20 protein-coding genes and 1 tRNA gene are annotated in these 23599 nt (G+C 41.0%); 2 read left to right on the top strand and 19 right to left on the bottom strand.

Going from position 1 to position 23599, the window contains the following annotated elements:
• Nucleotide 1: 1 nt before the first annotated feature.
• The 14 genes from rlmB to LK416_03830 form a co-directional block, all read right to left on the bottom strand.
• Nucleotides 2-757, bottom strand: coding sequence for a 23S rRNA (guanosine(2251)-2'-O)-methyltransferase RlmB (gene rlmB / locus LK416_03895; GenBank protein UEA75334.1), 756 nt, complete (start codon nucleotides 755-757; stop codon nucleotides 2-4).
• 15 nt (nucleotides 758-772) lie between these two features.
• Complete coding sequence (locus LK416_03890) at nucleotides 773-1231, bottom strand: hypothetical protein (GenBank protein ID UEA75333.1); 459 nt, start codon at nucleotides 1229-1231, stop codon at nucleotides 773-775.
• Nucleotides 1216-2622 (bottom strand): cysteine--tRNA ligase, encoded by a 1407-nt coding sequence (gene cysS, locus LK416_03885; GenBank protein ID UEA75332.1) that lies wholly within the window; start codon nucleotides 2620-2622, stop codon nucleotides 1216-1218. The genes LK416_03890 and cysS overlap by 16 nt, the downstream gene beginning before the upstream one ends.
• Nucleotides 2623-2747: 125 nt before the next feature.
• Nucleotides 2748-2819 (bottom strand) — tRNA-Glu (locus tag LK416_03880).
• A 426-nt stretch (nucleotides 2820-3245) separates the two neighbouring features.
• A complete protein-coding gene (locus LK416_03875) occupies nucleotides 3246-7790 on the bottom strand; it encodes a PolC-type DNA polymerase III (GenBank protein UEA75331.1) in 4545 nt (1514 codons plus the stop codon).
• 3 nt (nucleotides 7791-7793) lie between these two features.
• Entirely contained in the window at nucleotides 7794-8852 is a 1059-nt protein-coding gene (gene ispG / locus LK416_03870; GenBank protein ID UEA75330.1) for a flavodoxin-dependent (E)-4-hydroxy-3-methylbut-2-enyl-diphosphate synthase, read from the bottom strand.
• A gap of 27 nt (nucleotides 8853-8879) precedes the next feature.
• Nucleotides 8880-9977, bottom strand: coding sequence for a site-2 protease family protein (locus LK416_03865; GenBank protein UEA75329.1), 1098 nt, complete (start codon nucleotides 9975-9977; stop codon nucleotides 8880-8882).
• A 3-nt stretch (nucleotides 9978-9980) separates the two neighbouring features.
• On the bottom strand, nucleotides 9981-11123 hold the full coding sequence (dxr, locus tag LK416_03860) for a 1-deoxy-D-xylulose-5-phosphate reductoisomerase (GenBank protein ID UEA75328.1): 1143 nt from the start codon (nucleotides 11121-11123) through the stop codon (nucleotides 9981-9983).
• A gap of 140 nt (nucleotides 11124-11263) precedes the next feature.
• Nucleotides 11264-12061, bottom strand: coding sequence for a phosphatidate cytidylyltransferase (locus LK416_03855; protein UEA75327.1), 798 nt, complete (start codon nucleotides 12059-12061; stop codon nucleotides 11264-11266).
• A gap of 12 nt (nucleotides 12062-12073) precedes the next feature.
• On the bottom strand, nucleotides 12074-12802 hold the full coding sequence (locus LK416_03850) for an isoprenyl transferase (GenBank protein ID UEA75326.1): 729 nt from the start codon (nucleotides 12800-12802) through the stop codon (nucleotides 12074-12076).
• Nucleotides 12803-12814: 12 nt separating this feature from the next.
• Nucleotides 12815-13360 carry a ribosome recycling factor gene (gene frr, locus LK416_03845; GenBank protein ID UEA75325.1) on the bottom strand — a complete coding sequence of 182 codons (546 nt, stop codon included), beginning with the start codon at nucleotides 13358-13360 and terminating at the stop codon, nucleotides 12815-12817.
• Nucleotides 13361-13381: 21 nt separating this feature from the next.
• Nucleotides 13382-14083 (bottom strand): UMP kinase, encoded by a 702-nt coding sequence (gene pyrH / locus LK416_03840; GenBank protein ID UEA75324.1) that lies wholly within the window; start codon nucleotides 14081-14083, stop codon nucleotides 13382-13384.
• 193 nt (nucleotides 14084-14276) lie between these two features.
• Complete coding sequence (locus LK416_03835; protein ID UEA75323.1) at nucleotides 14277-15509, bottom strand: LCP family protein; 1233 nt, start codon at nucleotides 15507-15509, stop codon at nucleotides 14277-14279.
• 137 nt (nucleotides 15510-15646) lie between these two features.
• A complete protein-coding gene (locus LK416_03830; protein ID UEA75322.1) occupies nucleotides 15647-16456 on the bottom strand; it encodes a Cof-type HAD-IIB family hydrolase in 810 nt (269 codons plus the stop codon).
• Between the two features lie 184 nt (nucleotides 16457-16640).
• On the opposite strand from LK416_03830, the gene LK416_03825 reads away from it, so the two are divergent.
• Nucleotides 16641-17042 (top strand): 23S rRNA (pseudouridine(1915)-N(3))-methyltransferase RlmH, encoded by a 402-nt coding sequence (locus LK416_03825; protein UEA75321.1) that lies wholly within the window; start codon nucleotides 16641-16643, stop codon nucleotides 17040-17042.
• On the opposite strand, the gene LK416_03820 is transcribed toward LK416_03825, so the two are convergent.
• Together LK416_03820 and LK416_03815 are read right to left on the bottom strand one after the other, a co-directional pair.
• Nucleotides 17026-17481: a 23S rRNA (pseudouridine(1915)-N(3))-methyltransferase RlmH gene (locus tag LK416_03820; GenBank protein ID UEA75320.1), complete on the bottom strand. Its 456-nt coding sequence runs from the start codon at nucleotides 17479-17481 to the stop codon at nucleotides 17026-17028. The two genes, LK416_03825 and LK416_03820, sit on opposite strands and share 17 nt — an antisense overlap.
• Nucleotides 17478-18902 carry a hypothetical protein gene (locus tag LK416_03815; GenBank protein UEA75319.1) on the bottom strand — a complete coding sequence of 475 codons (1425 nt, stop codon included), beginning with the start codon at nucleotides 18900-18902 and terminating at the stop codon, nucleotides 17478-17480. The genes LK416_03820 and LK416_03815 overlap by 4 nt, the downstream gene beginning before the upstream one ends.
• Before the next feature lie 292 nt (nucleotides 18903-19194).
• On the opposite strand from LK416_03815, the gene LK416_03810 reads away from it, so the two are divergent.
• Nucleotides 19195-21186 carry a Na/Pi cotransporter family protein gene (locus tag LK416_03810; protein ID UEA75318.1) on the top strand — a complete coding sequence of 664 codons (1992 nt, stop codon included), beginning with the start codon at nucleotides 19195-19197 and terminating at the stop codon, nucleotides 21184-21186.
• 166 nt (nucleotides 21187-21352) lie between these two features.
• Here the strand turns inward: LK416_03810 and LK416_03805 are convergent, their stop codons facing one another.
• The 3 genes from LK416_03805 to rsgA are packed head-to-tail and all read right to left on the bottom strand — an operon-like array spanning nucleotide 21353 to nucleotide 23597.
• Complete coding sequence (locus LK416_03805; protein ID UEA75317.1) at nucleotides 21353-22000, bottom strand: thiamine diphosphokinase; 648 nt, start codon at nucleotides 21998-22000, stop codon at nucleotides 21353-21355.
• Nucleotides 22001-22058: 58 nt separating this feature from the next.
• The gene (rpe, locus tag LK416_03800; protein UEA75316.1) at nucleotides 22059-22718 is read right to left on the bottom strand and encodes a ribulose-phosphate 3-epimerase; all 660 of its coding nucleotides are present in this window, start codon (nucleotides 22716-22718) and stop codon (nucleotides 22059-22061) included.
• Nucleotides 22719-23597 carry a ribosome small subunit-dependent GTPase A gene (rsgA, locus tag LK416_03795; GenBank protein ID UEA75315.1) on the bottom strand — a complete coding sequence of 293 codons (879 nt, stop codon included), beginning with the start codon at nucleotides 23595-23597 and terminating at the stop codon, nucleotides 22719-22721.
• Nucleotides 23598-23599: the final 2 nt, after the last annotated feature.

Below are 23599 nucleotides of genomic sequence, written 5' to 3'. Positions count from 1 at the left end.
CCTATTTCACACCCATCCTCTGACGGACAACCTCATATCCCAATACTCCGGCCGCAACCGAAGCATTTAATGAATCGATATCTCCACTCATTGGTATGGATACAACATAATCACATTTTTCTTTTACCAGACGACTGACACCTGTACCCTCATTTCCGATCACAAGTCCCATCGGTCCGGTCAGATTGCAGCGGTACATCAGTTCTCCATCCATATCAGCACAGGCAAACCACATACCACGTTTTTTCAATTCATCAATCGTCTTCGCCAGATTTGTTACCTTAACCACCGGTGTATATGCGATTGCACCGGCAGAAGCCTTAACAACTGTTGCTGTAATTCCGACCGCTCTTCGTTTCGGAATAATAACGCCATGTGCACCGCACAGATTCGCTGTACGAACGATCGCGCCAAGATTATGAGGATCTTCAATCTCATCCAAAATAAAGATAAATGGCGGCTGTCCTTTTTCCTCAGCCTTTGCAAAGATCTCATCGATCGCTGAATATTCATAGGCTGCCACATGAGCGATCACACCCTGATGTTTCCCGGTCGAAGACATCTGGTTCAGCTTCTCTTTCGAAACATAATTAATAATCGTCTCCTGCTTCTTTGCTTCACGCACGATTGAATTGATACTGCCATCATGACAGCCATCCTGCAGATATAACTTGTCAACTGTTTTACCGGAACGAAATGCTTCCATAACTGCATTTCTACCCTCTATCTCAAACTTTTCATTTCTGTTTTCTTCCATGCTTATGCTCCATTTCTAATCCACATCATCAGATTGTAAATGCTCAATCAGTTGTTTTGATTCCAGGCAGTCTCTTGTCAACTCAAATAAACGGTCATATTCTTTATTCAGATAAAGATAGCCGATCAGCGCTTCAAAACCGGTAGCTTTCCTGTACTGTCCTACCGACGCATTCTTTGCCTTGGAATGTGTCTTTGTATTTCTTCCACGCTTATATATCGCCATTTCCTGCTCGGTCAGTTTCTCTTCCAACAGATCGATATAACCTGCCTGTGACTCTGCATTTACGATATGAATAGCTTCTTTATGATATTTGAATGCCTGCTTGTTATCCTTTGATACCAGAACGGTCTTTACTAAAAGGTCAAATACACTGTCCCCTATATAAGCAAGCGCCAGCCCGGAATATTCTGCCGGATTGGAATCTTCTACACCTAATATCGCAGTAAAATACTGATCTAAGCTCTTTTCCATTTTACTCCTTCTCTTGTATCCTCAAGAATAATGCCCTTATCACTGAGCATGTTACGGATCTCATCTGCTCTTGCAAAATTCTTTGCTTTTCTTGCTTCCTGACGTTCATTGATCAAAGCCTCGATATCAGAATCTAACAGTTCTTCTTCCCGCTCTGTAATGATACCAAGAATATCACACAGCTTCTCAATCGTCCGGATTGCCAGATCTACTGTTTTCTTTGGTGTATCATTTGAAATATTGATATTTGTATATTTTACTAATTCAAAGATAACTGAGATCGCATCTGCTGTATTCAGATCATCGTCCATAGCTGTTTCAAATCGTTTTGTATATCCATCTAATTCTGCCTCGACAGAAACATCGGAACCCTCCACATCTGCCGGCGCAAGTGACTTTAACTTGTCAACAGCAGTCAGGATACGTTCCAGACCATTCTTGGATGCCTCTACCAGATCAGCCGAGAAGTTCAATGGACTTCTGTAGTGAGCAGACAGCATAAAGAAACGAATAACCTGAAGTGGATATTTGTCTGCGATCTCTCTTACTGTAAAGAAGTTGCCAAGTGACTTGGACATCTTCTCGTTGTTGATCTTTAAGAAACCGTTATGCATCCAGTATCTTGCAAATTCCTTATCATTTGCTGCTTCACTCTGTGCGATCTCATTTTCGTGGTGTGGGAAGATCAGATCCTCACCACCTGCATGGATATCAATGATATCACCGATATATTTCTTAGACATAACAGAACATTCCAGATGCCAGCCCGGTCTTCCTTCACCCCATGGTGACTCCCAGAACGGTTCCCCCTCTTTCTTTGGCTTCCAGAGAACGAAATCCAGTGGATCTTCCTTCTCATCCTGACCGGAAACCTTAAGCTGATGGTTCTCTGCTCTGTGTCCGGATTCCAGATCATCAATATTCTTATGGGATAATTTACCATAGTCTGCAAAGCTTCTGGTACGGAAATATACAGTGCCATTTACTTCATATGCATGTCCTTTTTCAATCAGTGTCTTGATCATCTCGATCATATCCGGGATCTCTTCGGTAGCCTTTGGATGTGTCGTAGCTTCCTGTACATTCATCGCTGCCATATCCTTCTTTGTCTCTGCAATGAAACGCTCAGAGATCACCTTAGAATCAACACCTTCTTCATTTGCACGTTTGATGATCTTATCATCAACATCTGTAAAATTGGATACATAATTTACATCGTATCCCTTATATGTGAGATACCGTCTCAATGTGTCAAATACGATCATTGGTCTTGCGTTTCCGATGTGGATATAATCATATACAGTAGGTCCGCAGACATAGATTCCTACTTTACCTTCATTGATCGGTACAAATTCTTCTTTTGTTCTTGTAAGAGTATTAAAAATCTTCATGGGAATCCTCCAATAAATATAGTTTTTATTTTCGCCTGTCTTTCATTCGAAGCAGTTTTATCATGCACTATAGATTACGCATAAAAAAGAAAAAACCTGGAAAAAACTTCCAGGTTATCAAATAGCAGTTCATAGGGGAATCGAACCCCTGTTTTCGCCGTGAGAGGGCGACGTCTTAACCGCTTGACCAATGAACCATATATCTTAGCGACTTGTTTAATATACCAGAAGCTACGATAAAATGCAAGCTTTTTTTTCAGTAAATTTACATTTTTTTATACTGACCATATTTTAGCTTGTAATAAGGGCATTGTCAATCAAATACGCAAGTGTTTTGCGTAATGAAAGGGATACAGGGTTGTTGCATAGATCTTCCTTATATCTAAATACACCTTAGCATATTTTTGCATTAATTTTATCATAGACAGAAACAATACCTTTTATCTGCCAAGTCCTGATTCTGTATTCTTTCATGCAGCAAACCTTTTTTCACGTCGGTACTTGGCAAACTGCTGTAAGCAGTGAGCTTAGTACCGCTACGTGAAAAACAGAACGCAAGTGTTTTGCGTAATGAAAGGAATACAGTGTCAGGGCTTACAGAATAAAGGTATTGTTTCGTCCGTTTATACAAAGTCAAAGGTAAGCTGGTTGGTATCCGGCATACCGTCTAAGATGCCAAGCTCTGACAGCTTGTCGATCGCACTCTTTCCAATCTTAGAATGAGCCTGCAGATCTTCCTTTGAGATAAACCTGCCTTTGCAGGCTGCATCCTTCAACTGCTTTGCAGCTTTCTCTCCCATTCCTTCAATGGAAGCCAGTGACGGCATGATCTTACCGTCTATTACCTGAAAACGGATATCATCCGCCACATAGATATCGATCGGCATGAACTCAAAACCTCTCGCATACATCTCAAGAACCAGCTTCAGATCCTTTAACTTATCTTCATCCTTTGCGGTTCGTTTATTCTTATCAATACTCTGTATCATATTGATATGATACAGTACCTTTTCTTTTCCAAAGCACATCATCTCGTAACTGAAGGCTGATGCACGGATACTGAAAAACGCTGCATAATACTGAAGCGGATAATTCACCTTAAAATATGCAATTCTCCACGCCATCATAACGTAAGCCGCCGCATGGGCTTTCGGGAACATGTATTTGATCTTCTGGCACGACCAGATATACCAGTCCGGTACACCATGTGCCTTCATATCCTCTTTCCATTCTTCCCATTTTGCACATTTGCCTTTAGCTACGTTACCTTTTCGGACATTCTCCATGATCTGGAACGCTGTACCGGATTCCAGGCCCATATGGATCAGATATACCATGATATCATCTCGACAACAGATTGCGGTCGAGATCGTACACTGACCGGATTTGATCAGCTCCTGTGCATTTCCAAGCCATACATCCGTACCATGCGCCAGACCTGCGATTCGCACCAGATCCGAGAAGTTCTGTGGATTTGCATCAATTAACATCTGCATGGCGAAATCCGTACCGAACTCCGGCACACCCAGACTGCCAAGCGGAATGCCATTGATATCCTCCGGTGTAATATGAAGACTTTCTGTTCCATGGAACAACGCCATAACATCAGGATCATCTAACCGGATCGTGGTTGCATCAAGACCGGTCAGATCCTCCAGTCTTCGGATCATCGTAGGATCATCATGACCGAGAATATCAAGCTTCAACAGGTTATGATCGATCGAATGGTACTCGAAATGAGATGTTACGACATCCGTCGTCATATCATTTGCCGGCTTCTGGATTGGTGTGAAGGAATAGATCTCCTCATGCCTTGGAAGAACGATCATACCACCCGGATGCTGTCCGGTCGAACGCTTAACGCCGGTACAGCCGATTGCCAGACGTTCCATCTCACAGCTTCGTTTCGTGACGATAGCCTTTTCATCGACATATTTCTCGATCTCCTTCTGGGTCAGATCTCCCATTGCCGTAGCTTCTGCTCTCGCTTCATCCTTTGCAAGATCTTTGAAGTAATTATATACATAACCATACGCTGTCTTATCTGCTACCGTTGTTACAGTTCCTGCACGGAATGCCTTACCCTTACCGAATAATACTTCTGTGTAAGCATGTGCACATGACTGATATTCACCGGAGAAGTTCAGATCGATATCCGGCTCCTTATCTCCTTTGAATCCAAGGAAGGTTTCAAACGGAATATCGTGTCCCTCTTTGATCAGTGGATGACCGCATCGAGGGCAGTCACGATCCGGCATATCACATCCCGACATACCGGAATATGATTTTACAAGCTCGGAATCAAAATCAACAAAATGACACTCCGGACAAATATAATGTGCCGACAACGGATTTACCTCTGTGATACCTGCCATCGTTGCTACGAAGGAAGAACCTACAGATCCTCTGGAACCAACCAGATAGCCATGATCGTTGGAATCCCACACAAGCTTCTGTGCAATGATATACATAACGGCAAATCCATTTGATATAATGGAATGTAACTCACGTTCCAGTCGTTCTACAACGACCTCCGGCAGATCCGGTCCATAGATCTTATGAGCCTTTTCATAACAGATATTCGTAAGTGTCTCATCTGAATTCTCGATGATAGGCGGTGCTTTATCCGGTCGAACCGGGTCCATATATTCCACCATATCCGCGATCAGATTTGTATTCGTGATAACAACCTCTCTGGCTTTCTCACTTCCCAGATATTCGAATTCCGCCAACATTTCTTCCGTCGTTCTGAAATAAAGCGGAGGCTGATTAACTGCATCCTCAAAACCTTTACTTTTCATGATGATCGCACGATAGATACTGTCTTCCGGATCAAGGAAATGGACATCACAGGTTGCAACAACCGGCTTATTAAATAATCGTCCAAGCTCCACGATACGCTTATTATAATTCTGAAGATCCTCGATCGTACAAGGATTCTCCTTCTTTCTGGTCATAAACTCGTTATTTCCGATCGGCTGTATCTCCAGATAATCAAAGAAATTAACAAGTCTTGCAATTTCTTCATCCGGTGCATCATCTACGACCGCACGGAACAGCTCACCTGCTTCACAGGCAGAACCTAAGATCAGTCCTTCTCTGTATTTATTGATCATGCTCATAGGCATACGCGGTCTGCGGTTGAAGTATCTGACATGCGCTTCAGAAATCAGACGATACAGATTCACACGGCCGATCTCATTTTTTGCCAGAATGATGCCATGATATGTTCTGCCTTTTTTGATCGTATCATCCGATGCAGAACCTAATTCATTTACATCCTCCACCGTCTTTACGCCACGTTCCACTAACATCTCATATAATTTTACGAAAATTTTTGCGGTTGCATTTGCATCATCAACAGCACGGTGATGATGTTCATTTTTTACATTTAACGCCTTACAGACACGATCCAGTGTAAACTTACCAAGCTCCGGCAATAACACATGGCTGAGTGTCATGGTATCCATGATCGTATTATCGAATTTCATTCCAAGATCTTTGGCATTTTTCTTGATGAATCCGGTATCAAATGCTGCATTATGTGCAACAACGATATCATCACCACAGAATTCCAAAAACTTCGGCAGGATCACGTCGACGGTCGGTGCATGCATAACCATCTCATCTGTAATGGAAGTCAACTGCTCTATACTATAAGGGATCGGTTCTTCCGGATTGATAAATTCCGAGAAACGATCGATCTCCTCTCCATCTTTTACCTTTACAGCTCCGATCTCTATGATCTTATTCTTCTTCTGACTAAGACCGGTCGTCTCGATATCGAATACGATATATTCTGTATTCAGATCCTGTCCTTTGGGATTGATGACCAGATTCTTCAGGTCATCGACAAAATATCCCTCACAGCCAAAGATCAGTTTAAAGCCATCCTTCATACCCTTTGCATGTGCTGCGATCGGGAACGCCTGTGCAACGCCGTGATCCGTGATTGCAATCGCCGGGTGTCCCCAGTCATTTGCACGTTTCACGATCTTCTCGATATCAACAACACTGTCCATCTCGCTCATAACCGTATGCATATGTAATTCCACACGTTTTTCAAGTGATGTGTCAACTCTTGGCACACGGAAATCCGGTATATGCTTGATACCACGCACAGATGCAATATTTAACTCCTTGGAAAAAGTATCGTATAACGGCACACCCTTTAACCGATAGAAGCTTCCTTCTTTTAACTCATCCTTATAAACCGGCGCATCATCCTCTGATGCAAATATCTTAAATGCGATCGTATCTTCAAAATCCGTAATATTGCAGATGAATAAAGTCTTACCATTTCGGAGAACCTTTTCTTCCATCTTGATCAACTGGCCATGAATACAGACTTCACCGATACCATCTACTAATGTAGAAATCTTTACCAGTTCCCCTTCGCAGTCTCTGCCATAGAATACATCCGGATCATTCGAGGTATATTTCTTCCTTCTGGCGGCAAATGTCTCCTTCGGCTTTTCGTCCTGTGCAGGTGCTTTCTTTTCAGCCGGAGCATCCTTCTTGCCTTCTCCGACCAGCTTCTTTTTATCTACTGATTTACCATCCAAGGTCAGATCCGCATCCTCATGTACATTACTTAAGATTGCCTCGATCTCAAGCTTCATCTTCTGTTCATTTGCACGGCGGAGCATCTCTTTATCAGATTCCGTATAATCAAAACCGACCTTGATATCCATACCGAACCGTTTCTTATAGGTCTCCTCCAGATATTTTTTGATCCCGATTGAATGGCTCTTTGAAAGCTTACTGTCTTCCATCGCAAGCGTGATAATATCATCTGCATAATACCATTCTGCCCGCTTTAATAAACGATATCCAACATGACTGATCTTCTCGACATCATACAAGATACTGTCCTTATATACCTCTGTTAAGGTTCTGGTATTGTACTGGGAAGACAGCTCATAACGGTCATCAATGATGACCTTATAACCACGTCCACGAAATAAATGTCCGCAAATGATATCTTCCACCTGTACAATCTTCGGGCGGCTGATCAGGTGCTTCGACAGCAGGCTGATAATAAGCTGGCGTTCTGCCTGCTTCATTACCACCTTTTCGATCATCGTATCCTCAAACAGGGAAGACAGCTCTTTATCCATATTCAGTTCAGGAAATACTTCAAAAAATAATTTTGCTTCTACCGGCACGTTCTATTCACTCCAGTTATCTAACTCGTACTTTAATGTTGATAATATATCTTTCTCGTCGATCTTCTTTATGATCTGGCCTTTTTTGATCAGGATACCGCAGCCTTTTCCGCCCGCAATTCCAAGATCTGCTTCCTTTGCTTCGCCCGGTCCGTTTACAACACAGCCCATAACAGCAACCTTGATATTCAGATGATCATAATCGGCAACCAGCTTTTCTACCTGTTCTGCCAGTCCGATCAGATCAATCTCCGTTCTTCCACAGGTCGGGCAGGACACAAGTTCGATTCCTCCTGTACGGAGTCCAAGCGTCTTTAAGATCATCTTTGCTGTCATGATCTCATTGACCGGATCCCCTGTTAAGGATACACGGATCGTATCTCCGATTCCCTCATGCAGGATAATACCAAGTCCTACGGAGGATTTGATATTACCGCTCATAACCGTACCGGATTCCGTGATACCCACATGCAGCGGATAATTCGTCTGATCTGCGATCAGCTCATGTGCTTTTACACACATCATAACATCGGAAGATTTAATACTGATGACCATATTGTCATATCCGCAGTCTTCGATCATATGAACCTTATCCAACGCACTCTCAACGATTCCTTCCGCTGTCACGCCATGGTATTTTTCAACTAATTCTTTTTCAAGGGAACCGCTGTTTACACCGACACGGATCGGTATATTCCGTTCCTTACATACCGCTACTACCTGTGCCAGCTTATCCTTACCACCGATATTACCCGGATTGATACGGATCTTATCTGCTCCCGCCTCAGCCGCTGCGATCGCCAGACGGTAATCAAAATGAATGTCTGCAACCAGCGGAATATGGATCTGTTTCTTGATCGCAGGGATCGCTGCCGCTGCCGCATCATCATTTACGGTGCTTCTGATGATGTCACAGCCTGCCTTTTCAAGTTTTAAGATCTGTGCAACTGTAGCATCTATATCACTGGTTTTTGTATTTGTCATCGACTGGATCAGGATCGGATTCCCACCACCGATCACCCGGTCTCCTATCTTGATAACTTTTGTATGATCTCTGTACATATTAACTCCTGTTTAACTCCTATTCATCTAATGAAAGAATACGTTCTTGATATCGTTAAATAATATCACAACCATCAACAGCATAACCAGAACAAATCCGATCAGCGTCACGATATTCTCCTTATCCTTCGGAACCTTCTTTCTCGTTACTGCTTCAATTAACAGGAAGATAAATCGTCCTCCATCCAAGCCCGGTATCGGCAGCAGGTTCATAACGCCAAGGTTTGCCGACAGCAGTACGATATAATTCATCCAGTTTAAGAACAGATCGAGCACACTGCTCTTTGCTGCCTCATTGAAGGTATCGTTCATGTTCTTCGCTACTCCGACCGGGCCGGATACTTCATCCGAACTTACCTGACGGGTAACGATCAGCTTCAGACTTAAGAAGGTTGCTTTTACCCAGTATCTGGTCTCATAAGCAGAATATTTACAAAGCTCTCCAAAGTTCTTCGGGAGCTGATAACCGACACTCATTATTCCGATCTTATAGCCATCCGGTGTCTTTGCCGGATATACCGTCGTATCATAGACCGTTCCGTCTTCTTTCTCAAGTGTCAGATCGATCGGTGAACCATCTCCATAAATCTGAAGGTAGATCTGTAACTCACGGAAATTCTTAACCGTGCTTCCCTCGATTTTCAATACCCGGTCGCCATCTGATATCCCGGCTTCTTCCGCCGGATATACACCATTAAAATATTCCTCGGCATTTTTGATCTGGTATTTTTCAATATTATCTTTATTGTATACTGCTCCTATGATCGCAGGATCACTTCCACAGAAATGAATGATCACCATGGAAAATAAAAATGCGATCACGAAGTTCATGGCAGGTCCTGCAAGTACAACCGCCATTCTTGCCCAGATGGATTTCTTCTCAAAGGAATTCTCATCATTTTCGTTTTCTTCATCATCTTCGCTGAGCATCATACAATAGCCGCCAAGCGGAATCAGCCGCAGCGTATACTGTGTTTCTTTCTTATGAAACTGAAATAGCTTCGGTCCGAATCCCATCGAAAACTCTTTTACTGTGATATGATTGATCTTTGCTACGATAAAATGTCCCAGCTCATGAAAGAAAATGATGACACCAAAGACTAGTATGATTAATATGATATTCAAAAACTAACACCCACTTTCAATAAATTCATATACTTCCTGCTCGGTTGCAAGAATCTCATCTATATCAGGATTTTCAATCAAATTATGATGATCCATGGATGCACGGATGATATCATAGATATCAAGAAAATCGATTTTTCTGTCTAAGAACTGCTTTACTGCATATTCATTTGCCGCATTGAATACTGTAGGCATCGAACCGCCGATCCCGATTGCCTCATATGCATATCGTAACCCAAGAAAGGTATCCATATCCGGTGTCTCGATCACAATCGATGAAAGCTTCGTAAAGTCAAGACGATCTCCCGGCATGTATCTTCGTTCCGGATAGAACAGCGCATACTGGATCGGCAGCTTCATATCCGGCGTACCGAGCTGTGCGATCACTGCTCCATCTTTATATTCTACCATAGAATGAATGATACTCTGCGGCTGGATCACAACCTGAATATTTTCCGGGGCTACATCAAATAACCATTTTGCTTCAATAACTTCCAGCCCTTTATTTACCATCGTTGCTGAATCAATGGTGATTTTTCTTCCCATGCTCCAGTTTGGATGCTTTAATGCGTCCTCTAATTTCACATGCTTTAAAAACTCTCTGCTCTTGCCACGAAATGGTCCACCGGATGCTGTCAACAGAATTTTTTCAATGGAATCATGTGTATTTCCCTGCAATGACTGGAAGATTGCCGAATGTTCACTGTCAACCGGAAGGATTGATACTCCTTTTTCCTTTGCAAGCGGCATAATGATATGTCCCGCTGTAACCAGAGTTTCTTTATTTGCAAGGGCAATATCTTTTCCCGCTTTAATCGCTGCCACAGTCGGGCGGATACCGATCATTCCTACAATAGCGGTAACTAATATATCCGATGTCTTGTATTCTGCAATCTCGATCAGCCCATCCATGCCTGATACGACACGGATATCCATATCCTTCAGACGATCTTTTAATTCATCTGCCAGCTTCTCATCCCACAGACCAACGATCTCCGGTCGGAACTCTCTCGCCTGCTTCTCTAATAAGTCTATGTTTCTTCCTGCTGATAAAGCACAGATTTTTATATCCTGATTCCATCTTGCGATCTCAAGTGTCTGTGTTCCTATAGATCCTGTGGATCCAATGATAGCTACATGTTTCATATTTGTTCTCCTTTACCCATTTCAAACATCTGTATCTAACATTTTTATCTGTCTGCACTATTTCCAATGCGACATAAAGGAAAAGCAGCGTAATTATGAGCACAGTTCATCTGTACGCTCTCCCACACTGCTTTTTCTGATTACAACAAATATAATATAAGATAATACATAATTGGTGCTGTAAATATAATACTGTCAAACCGGTCAAGGATTCCGCCATGTCCCGGTATCAGCTTGCCATAATCTTTGATATCATTATTTCTCTTGATTGCAGAAGCCGCCAGATCCCCGATAACTGCAGGCAACGCACATACAGCTCCGATCAATGCAAATATCCATACAGAATGTGCAACCTGCATGAAATGATTATAAATCAAACCAAATACAACACCTAATATTCCTGCTCCAACGATTCCGCCGATCAGGCCCTCGATACTCTTCTTCGGGCTTAAGATCGGTGACATCTTGTGCTTACCGATCGCACGTCCGACCAGATAGGCACAGGTATCATTACCCCAGGAGCTGACAAAGATCAGCAGAACAAGAATCAGTCCATGTTTCATATCTCGTATGAGATACACATACGACAACATTACACCTACATATACAAATGCAAAAAATGCCGCCATGATCTCTTTATCTTTGTAATTCGGATATGTGAGCACATAGATTGCAAGGATGACCAGCATATAAACCGCGATCAGCGGTAATATAAACTGATGCAGGTCAAAATACAACAATGCATAATAAAAAACCGTTGCACCGTAAGCTGCATATCCAAGTCCTTTCTTGTTCAGCCCATATATACGAAGTAACTCCATCACACCGATCAGCGAAACCGCACACATTACCAGACATGTAAGTGCTCCGCCAAAATAAAGTGTGATTGCTGCAATGATCACCAGGATCACTGCACTGATTGCCCGTTGTTTAAACATATTATTTCCTCTTTATTTTACCCCGCCATACCGACGGTCTCTATGACTGTAATACCGGCATGCATTGACCAGCTCGTCCATATCAAAGTCCGGCCATAACACATCCGTAAAATAAAATTCCGAATATGCGATCTGCCATGGAAGAAAATTCGATGTCCGAAGCTCTCCGCTGGTACGAATCAACAGATCCGGATCCGTCAGTTCCTTTGTATCAAGGTAGGAACTGACTGTATCCTCTGTAACCGCATCCGGTGATAGCTTTCCAGCCATACAGTCGGATGCAATCTGTCTGACCGCTCTTGTGATCTCATCCCGTCCGCCATAGTTAATCGCTACAGAAAACTGAAGTCCTGTATTATTTGCTGTAGCTTTCTCCAGATTATACATCTTCTCCACGATATCCTCCGGAAGATCCTCGCGCTTACCGATGATCCTTACACGCATGTTATTCCGATTGGATCGCTCGATGCTGTCAACCAGATACTTGCGGAAAATATTCATGATCGTAGATACTTCCTCTACTGAACGTTTCCAGTTCTCGGTAGAAAATGCGTATACAGTCAGGTATTTAATCCCAAGTTCATCTGCATTCTCGCATGTTCGCTCGATTGCCTTTGCGCCCTCTGAATGTCCATAGGTTCTTGGCATCAGTCGTTTCTTCGCCCATCTTCCGTTTCCATCCATGATGATCGCAACATGCTCAGGAATATTGATCATTTCTCCATTTATTTCTTTATTCATAATTACTCCAAATTAAACAGTTAAGATCTCTGTTGATTTCTTCTCAATAGCCTTATCGATCAGACCAACATACTTGTCTGTCATCTTCTGGATCTTATCCTCGTTTGTCTTTAATTCATCCTCTGAGATATCTCCGGCTTTCTCCATCTTCTTGATCGCATCGTTTGCATCTCTTCTGACATTACGGATAGCAACTTTTGCATTCTCACCTTTTTTCTTAATATCCTTAACGATCTCTTTTCTTCTTTCCTCTGTCAGTTCAGGGAAATTCAGGATGATGTTCTTACCGTCATTGTTTGGTGTCAGCCCAAGATCTGAATTCAGGATCGCCTTCTCGATTGCCTTTACCAGTGATGGCTCCCATGGTGCGATCATCAGCGTTCTTGCTTCCGGGACGGTGATATTTGCAAGCTGCTGCATCGGTGTCGGTACACCATAATATTCTACCTTGATCTTATTTAAAATGTTAGGGTTGGCACGTCCTGCACGGATCGTAGCATATTCCCCTTCCAGGTTTTCAACTGTCTTCGTCATTTTCTCTTCGTACTGTGTCAACATATCTTTGTTCCTCCTGTTTATTTATACGTTCACATATGTCCCTGTAAAGCCACCGGTAACGGCCTTTACAATACTGTCTTCACCATTTAAGCCGAATAACATCATCGGCATTTTGTTTTCCATTGCAAGAACTGCAGATGCAAGATCGATAACTCCAAGCTTATTATCAACAATGTCTTTCATTTGCATGCTGTCATATTTCTTTGCATTTGGATTTGTCTTAGGATCACTGTCATATACGCCGTCAATTGCTTTTGCAGATAAGACTACATCTGCCTTTACTTCAACCGCCATAAGAACAGTTGCCATATCTGTTGAGAAATACGGATGTCCGATTCCTCCGGCAAAGAAAACAACTTCTCCCTGCTCCATATATTTTACAGCTTTATCACGGTTGAACAGCTCTGTCATTGTTCCACATGCAAATGGGGTCATGATATGTGATTTGATTCCGAATACACGAAAAGCATCTGCGGTATAGATACAGTTCATAACAGTTGCAAGCATGCCGATTGAATCTGCTTTTACACGATCCATATTTTCTGAGGTTCTGCCACGCCAGAAATTACCACCACCGATTACTACACAAAGCTGGATTCCCTTATCCAGAATCTTCTTCACCTGTCCGGCAACATCATATACAGTCTTTTCATCAAAGCCCTGCTTTTTTTCTCCGGCAAGTGCTTCTCCACTAAGTTTCAATAACACTCTGTTCATTTCCATAATTGTAACCTCTTATGTTTTCTCAAAATTTTTCTATCCTAGTATAGCACAATATAACTATATTTCAAACAGGAAGTTGGAAAGATTTTATTCAAATTATCGTAGCTCCGGATCTGTTCTCCATAACAAAAAGAACACCACAAAATCCGACTGGTTTCATGATGTTCTTTCGTTTCTGATATGTTTCTATATACTATTCATTAACAATTGAATCCGGATCATCTTCTACTGTAAACGTATCCAGATCGATCTGGTTATAATATCCTGTATCGTTGATGATATTTGCACTGATATTTTTAACTGTCTGGGATGGAACATAATCATAATCGTTAAACAGATATCTGTGAAGAACAACTACATTGTTCTCCAGATCTCCTGCTACAACCAGACTTCCCTTGCTTCCAAGTGTCGGTGTTGACCATGTAAATGGGAAACCGGTTGAGGATTTCAGTTTGTAATTGAAGCAGTTCGTTGCAAGATCCATGATCTCTTTCTTTGTAAGGCTGGAGCTGATATCATCTACAACTGCATTCAGACAGTCATTTAACTTGGAGATTCCGGCACTCTTTGCCTTTTCGATCATAAGGCTGATAACCTTTCTCTGTCTCCATGCTCTTGTGATATCTCCCTGGTCTGTACTTCGGATTCTTGCATATGCGGTAGCCTGAACACCATCGAGATGTACAACACCTGTCTCATATACATAAGAAGACTGGATGCCATTGACTCTCTGCTGTTCATCGATACACTGATTCAGCTTGTCAAGCTCGCTGGACTTCAATTCGATATCAAGGCCACCAAGTGCATCGATTGCTTCTGTAAGTGCCTTGAAATTTACAGTTACATAAGCTGTGATATTCAGGTCAAGATTCTTATTTAATGTATTGATTGCTTCCTTGGCACCGCCATATGCATATGCATGTGTTACTTTTTCATAACTCTGTGAGTCATTGGCAAGCTCTAAATAAGTATCACGATATACGGAAGACATCTTGACTTCCTGTGTGTCATTATTGATGCTTACAATAATGATCGCATCAGAACGTGCTCCGTTCTCTACCATATCAATATCTCGGCTGTCAACACCAAACAATGCAATCGTCGTATATCCGGTCATCTTCTTTACTGTTTCTTCTGACAGGTCATCATTGGCCTTTACACCCTCTAACTTCTCGTAGTGCATCTTGCCAAGGGCAGAATTGATATAAGCATTTACAAATAATACAACTCCAAGGATGATCACAAGTACTTCTACGATCAATGCAATAATCCATGGTTTGTTTCTGCTTTTCTTCTTTCTCTTTTTTCTACCATTTCCGGAAGCGCTTCTTCTTACCGGTTCTCTGGCCGGTGATTTCTCGTAATGAACATCATCTGTATCATTATAATCGTCAAAATCTTCATCGCTAAAAATATTATCGCTCATTTTTATTCTCCTATGCATTTGTACATCTGATCTGTCACATCAAATCAGTTACTATCAATTATTTACGAATAAACAAAGTGTATTCTACTACAAACATATTTCAAATTCAACCTGTTCATAAAAATATAACATTTACACTATAAATTTAAAATAAACTTCTCGATCACCGGAACCAGACCATCTTCATCATTAGTAAGTGTGATATAATCCGCATGATCTTTTACGATCTGCTGTGCATTTCCCATTGCCACTCCGACTCCCGCATAATCTATCATGGTCAAGTCGTTAAATCCATCTCCGCATGCGATCAGATCCTTGACATCCATATCCAGATATTTCAAAAGCTTTTCAAGCGAAGTTGCCTTATGGACGTTCTTCGGCATGATCTCTACAAAGAACGGTTCGGAACGAAAAACCGTAACTTTATCACCATATAGTGCATTTAATTCCTGTTCCACCTGTTCTGCAACAGTACTTTCCGCCGTCAGAAGACATTTGTTCAGCGGAAAATCAATATACTCTTTGAAATTGTCCACCTGATGTATCTCCATAAAATTCAATCTTGCTTCAAGACTCATATATTCGTCGATCGGCGTACCTGTGATAACTGTATCTCCTTCATAAGTAACCATTCCAATCTTCTTTTTCACACAATAATCATAGATTCTCCGTGCAATATCATTATCGACACATGCCTGATATACCACTTCTCCTGTCTTATAATCAACGATTCTTCCACCATTAAATGCAAGTACATAGCCTTCATATTTATCAAGCTTCAATGTATCAGCTATCTTTCTGATCCCGGGAAGCGGTCTGCCTGAAGCAATTGCTACTACATGTCCCTTCTCCTGTATCTCGATGATCTTATCAAGTGTCGGCTGTGTCACTTCTTTTTTTGAATTTGTAAGTGTGCCATCAATATCTAATGCAATAATCTTCTTCATCATTTTTCTCCATTATGTGTAATCAAATTGATAATATATATTAGATTTGCAGCTTTGTCCAGTAGTTTGCCGAAAAAAAAAGAATCTCATACCGTAATTTTCTTTTCTTGTAAACTACCGCGTGATTGTATTATAATAACCAATCATAAATGCATCTTTTTTATTAAAATTGTGAGGAAATACTATGAATTACGAGCTTTTTGTTAATCAGAAAAAAATATCAGCCGGTACAAAAGACGCTGTTGCGGAATATATAAAACGACTTTCCCCTTTCTGTAAGGTCACCGTCATTCCATGCAAAAAAGCTCCGAAGCCTGTTCAGGATGCGTATAACATCCAGCTTCTTCCCGATAAGGCAGGCACTCAGACCATATCCTCCGAACAGTTTGCATCCAAGATCAACCGGATGAATGTAAACGGGTACTCTCACATCTGTTATTATATCGGTTTTCCGGCATCAGATGCTTATAATGAAAGCTTCTTTATTTCCAGTATGTCCATGTCCGATGAAGTAACTCTTATCGCATTTACAGAACAGTTATATCGTGCTTATACGATCAACAACCATATTACATATCACAAATAATCTGAAGCTGATCAAGCAACATGACACGCATTAACTGATGTGGAAATGTCATATTTGAATAACTAAGCTTAAAATCTGCCTTTCGAATCAGTTCATCTGACATCCCAAGTGAGCCTCCGATCAGAAATGTAACTGTCGTAATCCCTCTGTCTTCTGCCTGCCGTATCTTTTCTCTTAATAACTCTGTTGTACACTTCTTTCCATTAATGCACAACGCTATCACATATTCTGATTTTCCAATACTTTCCATGCATTTGTGGCTCTCTGTATCAACAATTTTCTTTTTTATCGTATCTGATGCATTTTGTGGTATTTTCTCATCTTCATGCTGTATGATCACAAGTTCATGTTTTCTGCCGATCTGTCTTTTATATGCATCGATCATATCAGTGTAATACGTCTCTTTTATTCTACCCACACACACTATTTTAAATGTCATTTCTGCTCCAATTTAATCTGTTCAAATAATTTATTCTCTGCTTCATCTGCCTTATGTGTAAACATACTTACAATAACCGTAACTGCCAGACTGATGATAAATGCTGCAACCCCGCTTCCTAGCTCTGTTGCATTTGCAAGTGTCTGATTCTCAAGGAGAGGAATAAATCTCCAGATCGTACAGACAGCAAGACCTGTAAAAAAACCCGAAATGATTCCTGCCTTACTGGTCTCTCTCCACAAAATCGGCAGTATACAGACTGCTGCTATCGCAGCTGAATAATCCCATGCAATATATAATATTTCCCGGTAATTATTCTGAATAATTATCGACATTACAGCAATAAATCCTGTAAAAAACAAAGCAGCCATCAAATCAATCCCGGTTATCAGAGTTTTTGACCGGATCTTTTTCTCGTATCCAACCATACCAAATAACAGATCAAACATCATTGTATAAATGCGTTCCAACAGACAGATCACGGCACATAAGAACAGTCCACCGGCTATATATCGGAAAAACAACGGATACTCCTCTTTATAACATAATGACGTAATATAGATATCAAGCAGTTTTCCCATTTCAATATCTTCACTGGCTTTTAACGGATACATGCTGACAACATTTAACAACGCCCATACACTAAGAATCACAACAGCTATACCTGTATATATTATGGAAAGAACACGTCCGCGATCCAGACTGCGTACATCTCTTGCTTCCATTGCTCCATGGAACAAAAATGGTAATCCCAGACACCCAAGTCCCATTCCAAGCATGGATATAATATGAGAAACCCCTATACCTCTTCCATCATAATACAAAATATTGAGATATGTACTTGTTCCACCCGACAAATGAACTTTACCGTAAGTATCCAGTATCTCAGCCGGCGTATTCACCGCAAACAGCCATATGACAAGTACAAGAAACATCACCACCATCAATGTATATATAATATTTCTTACAGTACTTCTTATCCTGCGACTTATAAAACACATAGAACATGCGCAAAATAATGAAACCACACATACAACCACGATCATATGTTGGTTTGTCGCACCGCTAAGATATTTTCCAATATAACTGAGAAGACCCATTGTGATCATTCCGGTCAGAATCAGCCAAACACACATGAACATCTCTTTTATAATAAAAGAAGAATATCTGGCGTACAGAAAATCACCCATATCAGAAATTTCTTTTCCTGAAATATCCCGATAAGAACGTAACCTTTTTACAAGGAAAAGGCAGGCAAAGGTTATCCCTGCAAACAATCCTATATGAATAAAACAAACCCCTGCTCCATTTACAGTAATAACCGGTGGTAATAAGATTAACGCCCATAGCAGAACCTCGGCCATTGAATTATTTCCGGCAAGCTGCATTCCATTTAGATCATCCTGCTTTTTTCGTATCATTTTTTCTCTCCCAAATTTATATTCATTCCATTCAACTTTATCATAAACACAGTTTTTCCTTCCGCCTTATGTTCTCACCAAGTTCTCTGTACTGTCAAGACCATATTATGTATTTTTTCCAGAATTCTTTTTAAAATATATGTAATATTCCAAATTTCTGTGCTTCATAATAAAAAATATAGAACATGAAAATAATCTATGTTATAATACCCAAGTATGTAAAATTTGATTTACAATTTAATTACATTGATTTGACATTAAATAAGTTATTTTTTCACAGGAGGATATGGACGTGGACTTTTTTTCAATTCTGACTTTACTGGGAGGCGTAGGGCTTTTCCTGTTTGGAATGAACATGATGGGTGATTCCCTGAAAAATCTGGCAGGAGGAAGTCTGGAACGGATACTTGAAAAACTGACGACCGGTAAAAGTCAGGCAACCGGTGCGATTAAAGGCTTTGGGCTCGGTACCGGTGTCACAGCGATCATTCAGAGTTCAGCAGCAACTACGATCATGCTGATCGGTTTTGTAAATGCCGGTATTATGAAGCTCAGTCAGGCAATTCCGGTAGTATTTGGTGCCAATGTCGGCAGCACCGCAACTGCACAGATTCTGCGGCTTGGTGATCTTGGCGAAGATATGTTTATCCTCAAATTATTAAAACCGTCTTCTTTTGCACCCGTTCTGATCGGTATTGGTGCTTTTATCATTCTGTTTGCCCATAAGAAAAAACATAAAGATATCGCCGGTATCTTAGTCGGTCTTGGTATCTTATTCCTTGGTATGAATACAATGGAAGCTGTGTTCGCTCCTTTAAAAGAATCCGAAACCTTCCAGAACCTGTTCATTTCTTTCAGCAATCCACTCCTTGGTATCCTGATCGGTCTTATCTTAACAGCGATCATCCAGAGTTCCTCTGCTTCGGTCGGTATCCTTCAGGCATTATCCTCAACAGGAGTTGTTTCCTATGGTTCTTCGATTCCAATTATTATCGGTATTAATATAGGAAAGTGTTTCGCGATCCTGCTCGGCAGTATCGGTGCAAACAAAAAGGCAAAACGTGTTGCCATGTCCTATCTGTTATTTAATATTATCGGTGCGATCTTCTTCGTTGTTGTGATCTATGGACTTCAGTTGTTTATCACATTCCCATTCATGGATAAGATCATCAACCGTGGTGTAATTGCAAACCTGCATTTTATGTTTAACTTTATCATTGCGATCCTACTGCTTCCATTCGCAAATAAGATCGCAGATCTGACCGGTAAGATCATCGGTGACGATATGGAATCCAAGATTGACAAAGAGCTTGCGTCTCTCGATCCAATGCTTCTTGATACACCAAACATCGCTCTTACCCAGGCACAGAAGGTAATGTTCTCCATGACAGACTCCATCAAGGAAAACTTCGAACTTGGAAGTCAGTTATTATCGGAATATAATGAAGAAACTGCCGGAAAACTTCTGGAAAATGAGATGTTCATTGATAAATGCGAAAGTGCGTTAAACGAATATCTGTTAAAGATCACCTCCAAGCGACTGCATTCATCCGAACGAAAGCTGGCATCGGAATTATTAAACAGTGTCAGTGACCTGGAACGAATCGGTGACCACTGTGAAAATCTTCTGATCGTCAGCAGAAAGATCTCCGATGAAAAGATCTCCTTCTCTACACAGGGAACCATGGAGATCAATACGCTCTTACAGGCTACAGCCAATATCATCGATACAACCTTTACTGCTTTTAAAAATGATGATCTGACTGCTGTTTCCCGTATCGAACCGCTTGCTCAGTCGATCACAGAGGTAAAAGAGATCATCAAAGATCACCATGTTATCCGTTTACAGACCGGAGACTGCGATATCGACGGTGGTTTTGCTCTTGTAGATATCCTGACCAGTCTGGATCGTATCGGAAGTCACTGTTCCAATATCGGACTTCATATTGCAAAGAAATTAACTACAGATTCCTTTGACGAAATGCATGGTCATATCTACACAAATGGATATAAGACCTCCGAAGAATACAAAGCACTCTACTGTTACTACATGTCTCTGTACTCTGATCCGATCACCGAAAAGTATAAAGCGAGCCTGTCAGAGCTGGAACATAAGATCTCGCAATCAGATGCAAATAAATCTTCTGCTCCGAAATCTGTGGATCTGAACACAGCTAAGGCAGATAAAAACGAACAGCATACCAAAAAAGAGCCTAAATTAAAAGAAATCAAAAAGGCAAAGATTGAAAAAGTAAAACAGAAGAAAGACTCTAAGAAAAAATAAAGATTATTCTGATAATAAGTATTATAAAAAGATACTCTGATCACGGGATCATACAGGTCCTTTGCTTTCAGAGTATCTTTTTTATTTTCTTTTATTCTTTGATACTGCATTTTATTATTATCTGATATTGTATATCGTATAGACAGATATACATAATGACTCTATCTCAATCACGGCTTTCAATTACAATTAACAATCCGGATTCAAATTCGATCAGGCCGCACTCTGCGATCAGCTCATTGCTGACGCCGATGCTTTCTCCAAGCTTCAATGTAAGCCCCTGCGCATTATAATAAAAACCCTGAAGCGTTACTCCGGTCACCTGTTCCGTATATGGAAGCAGTGACACATATCTGTATGCATCGTTACGCTTCACAATATGCCGGTGTGCTGTCATCGTAATCCTGTTATGCTCGTCGATCAGATATGCCGATATTCTGGCCTCTGCAAACTGCTTTAATAAGCCAATATTGGCAAGGGTATGATCCATACGGGTTCCGGTTGCTCCAACCAGAATTACTTCATCCGGTCTGATCTCCTGCTCCAGTATATACGAGATTGCAACATGGGTATCTGTAAAATCCTTATGTGTATCCAGATCCAGAAATTCTGTTTTTCCCCGATATGCCGCTACGACATCTATCTTTGCAGAATCAAAGTCTCCAATGATCAGATTCGGCAGTATATTACATTCCTTACAGATCTCAAGTCCTTTATCACATGCTATTATTTTTTGAAAATCATAATCGGAAAGAACCGTTTCAAGCAATCTTTTTGAAACGGTTCCTCCTGTAACGATTAAATATCGATTCATCTATCCTGTTACCTTTTCCGGCAGACAGCAGATCTGCTTTCCGCCTTTTTATTACTATCTACTGTATTTCTGAAAAAATCTTACGGAAGGCTTTTACATTCTCTGTCTTGTCCCCTTTAAATACTGCCGAACCGGCAACCAATACATTCGCTCCTGCCCGAATAATCTCTGCTGCATTTGCAAGGGTAACACCACCATCCACCTGAATATCCGTCTGAAGTCCACGGCTGTTTAACAGTTTTCTGGTCTCTGCAATCTTCCGCAGAGAAGACGGAATAAATTTCTGTCCGCCAAAACCCGGATTTACCGACATGATCAGAACCATATCTACATCCTCTAATACATAATCAATTACTGATAATGGTGTTGCAGGATTTAATGCAACTCCGGCTTTCATTCCCAGCTCTTTTATGGCTGCGATGGTTCTATGAAGGTGCTTGCAGGCTTCTGCATGTACTGTTACGATATCTGCTCCACAATTCTTATAATCCTGTAAGAAACGCGTCGGTTCATCAATCATAAGATGAACATCAAACACCTTATCAGATACCGGACGAACACTCTTGATAACCGGTGCTCCAAATGAAATATTCGGCACAAAGGACCCATCCATAACATCCAGATGAATATATTCACTTCCTGCCTGATCTATGATCTGTATATCTTCTGCCAGATGTCCAAAATCCGCAGATAATACTGAAGGTGACAGCTTTAACATTTACCATTTCCTCTTTTCTTTTAATTCATTGTATATCATGACATAATCATCATACCGCATCTTACTGATCCTGCCATCACCGACGGCTTCTTTTACCAGACATCCCGGTTCACTGATATGATTACACATATTGAATTTGCAGGTTCCTGTATATGCTGCAATCTCAGGAAAATACAGCTTCAGATCTTCTGCTTCGATTCCTTCTGTATATAACGAACTGAAACCCGGTGTATCCATAATATAAGTATCATCATCTACAAACATTAACTCAGAATGCCTCGTTGTATGCTTTCCACGCTGTATCTTCTCACTTAATCCACCAGTTTGTACATTTGCATCCGGAAACAACGAATTAAGCGTCGAGGATTTACCTACTCCTGACGGGCCTGCAAATACCGTTGTCTTTCCTTTTATAACTGCTTCTAATGTATGGATTCCATAACCGCTCTCCGCACTGATAAACAACACTTCATATCCGCTCTTTGTATAAGATCTGCATATATCCTCACTTTGACGAAATCCTTCCAAATCTATCTTATTAAAGCAGATTATAGTCGGAACTTCATGCTGCTCCATATTGATCAGAAAGCGGTCAAGCAGATTGAAGTTAGGTGCTGGTGCAGACACTGCAAAAATAATTACAGTCTGATCTACGTTTGCAACTGCAGGTCTGTTTAACCAGTTAAATCTGGGCAATATATCTTCAATATTGCCCAGATTCTTCTCCGCATCTAATATCTCTATCTCTACATTGTCACCAACTAAAGGCTTGATCTTTCGATTTCGAAAAACTCCTTTTGCTTTACACTCATATGTGACGCCGTTTTCGCAGACGACATAGTAGAAACCTCCAATACCTTTTATGATCTTTCCTGTCATAA

The organism is Lachnospiraceae bacterium GAM79 (assembly GCA_020735665.1).
Lineage (GTDB): Bacteria > Bacillota > Clostridia > Lachnospirales > Lachnospiraceae > Coprococcus.
Note: the sequence above shows the minus strand (reverse complement) of the source record. Positions and strands in the feature narration are given on the sequence as shown.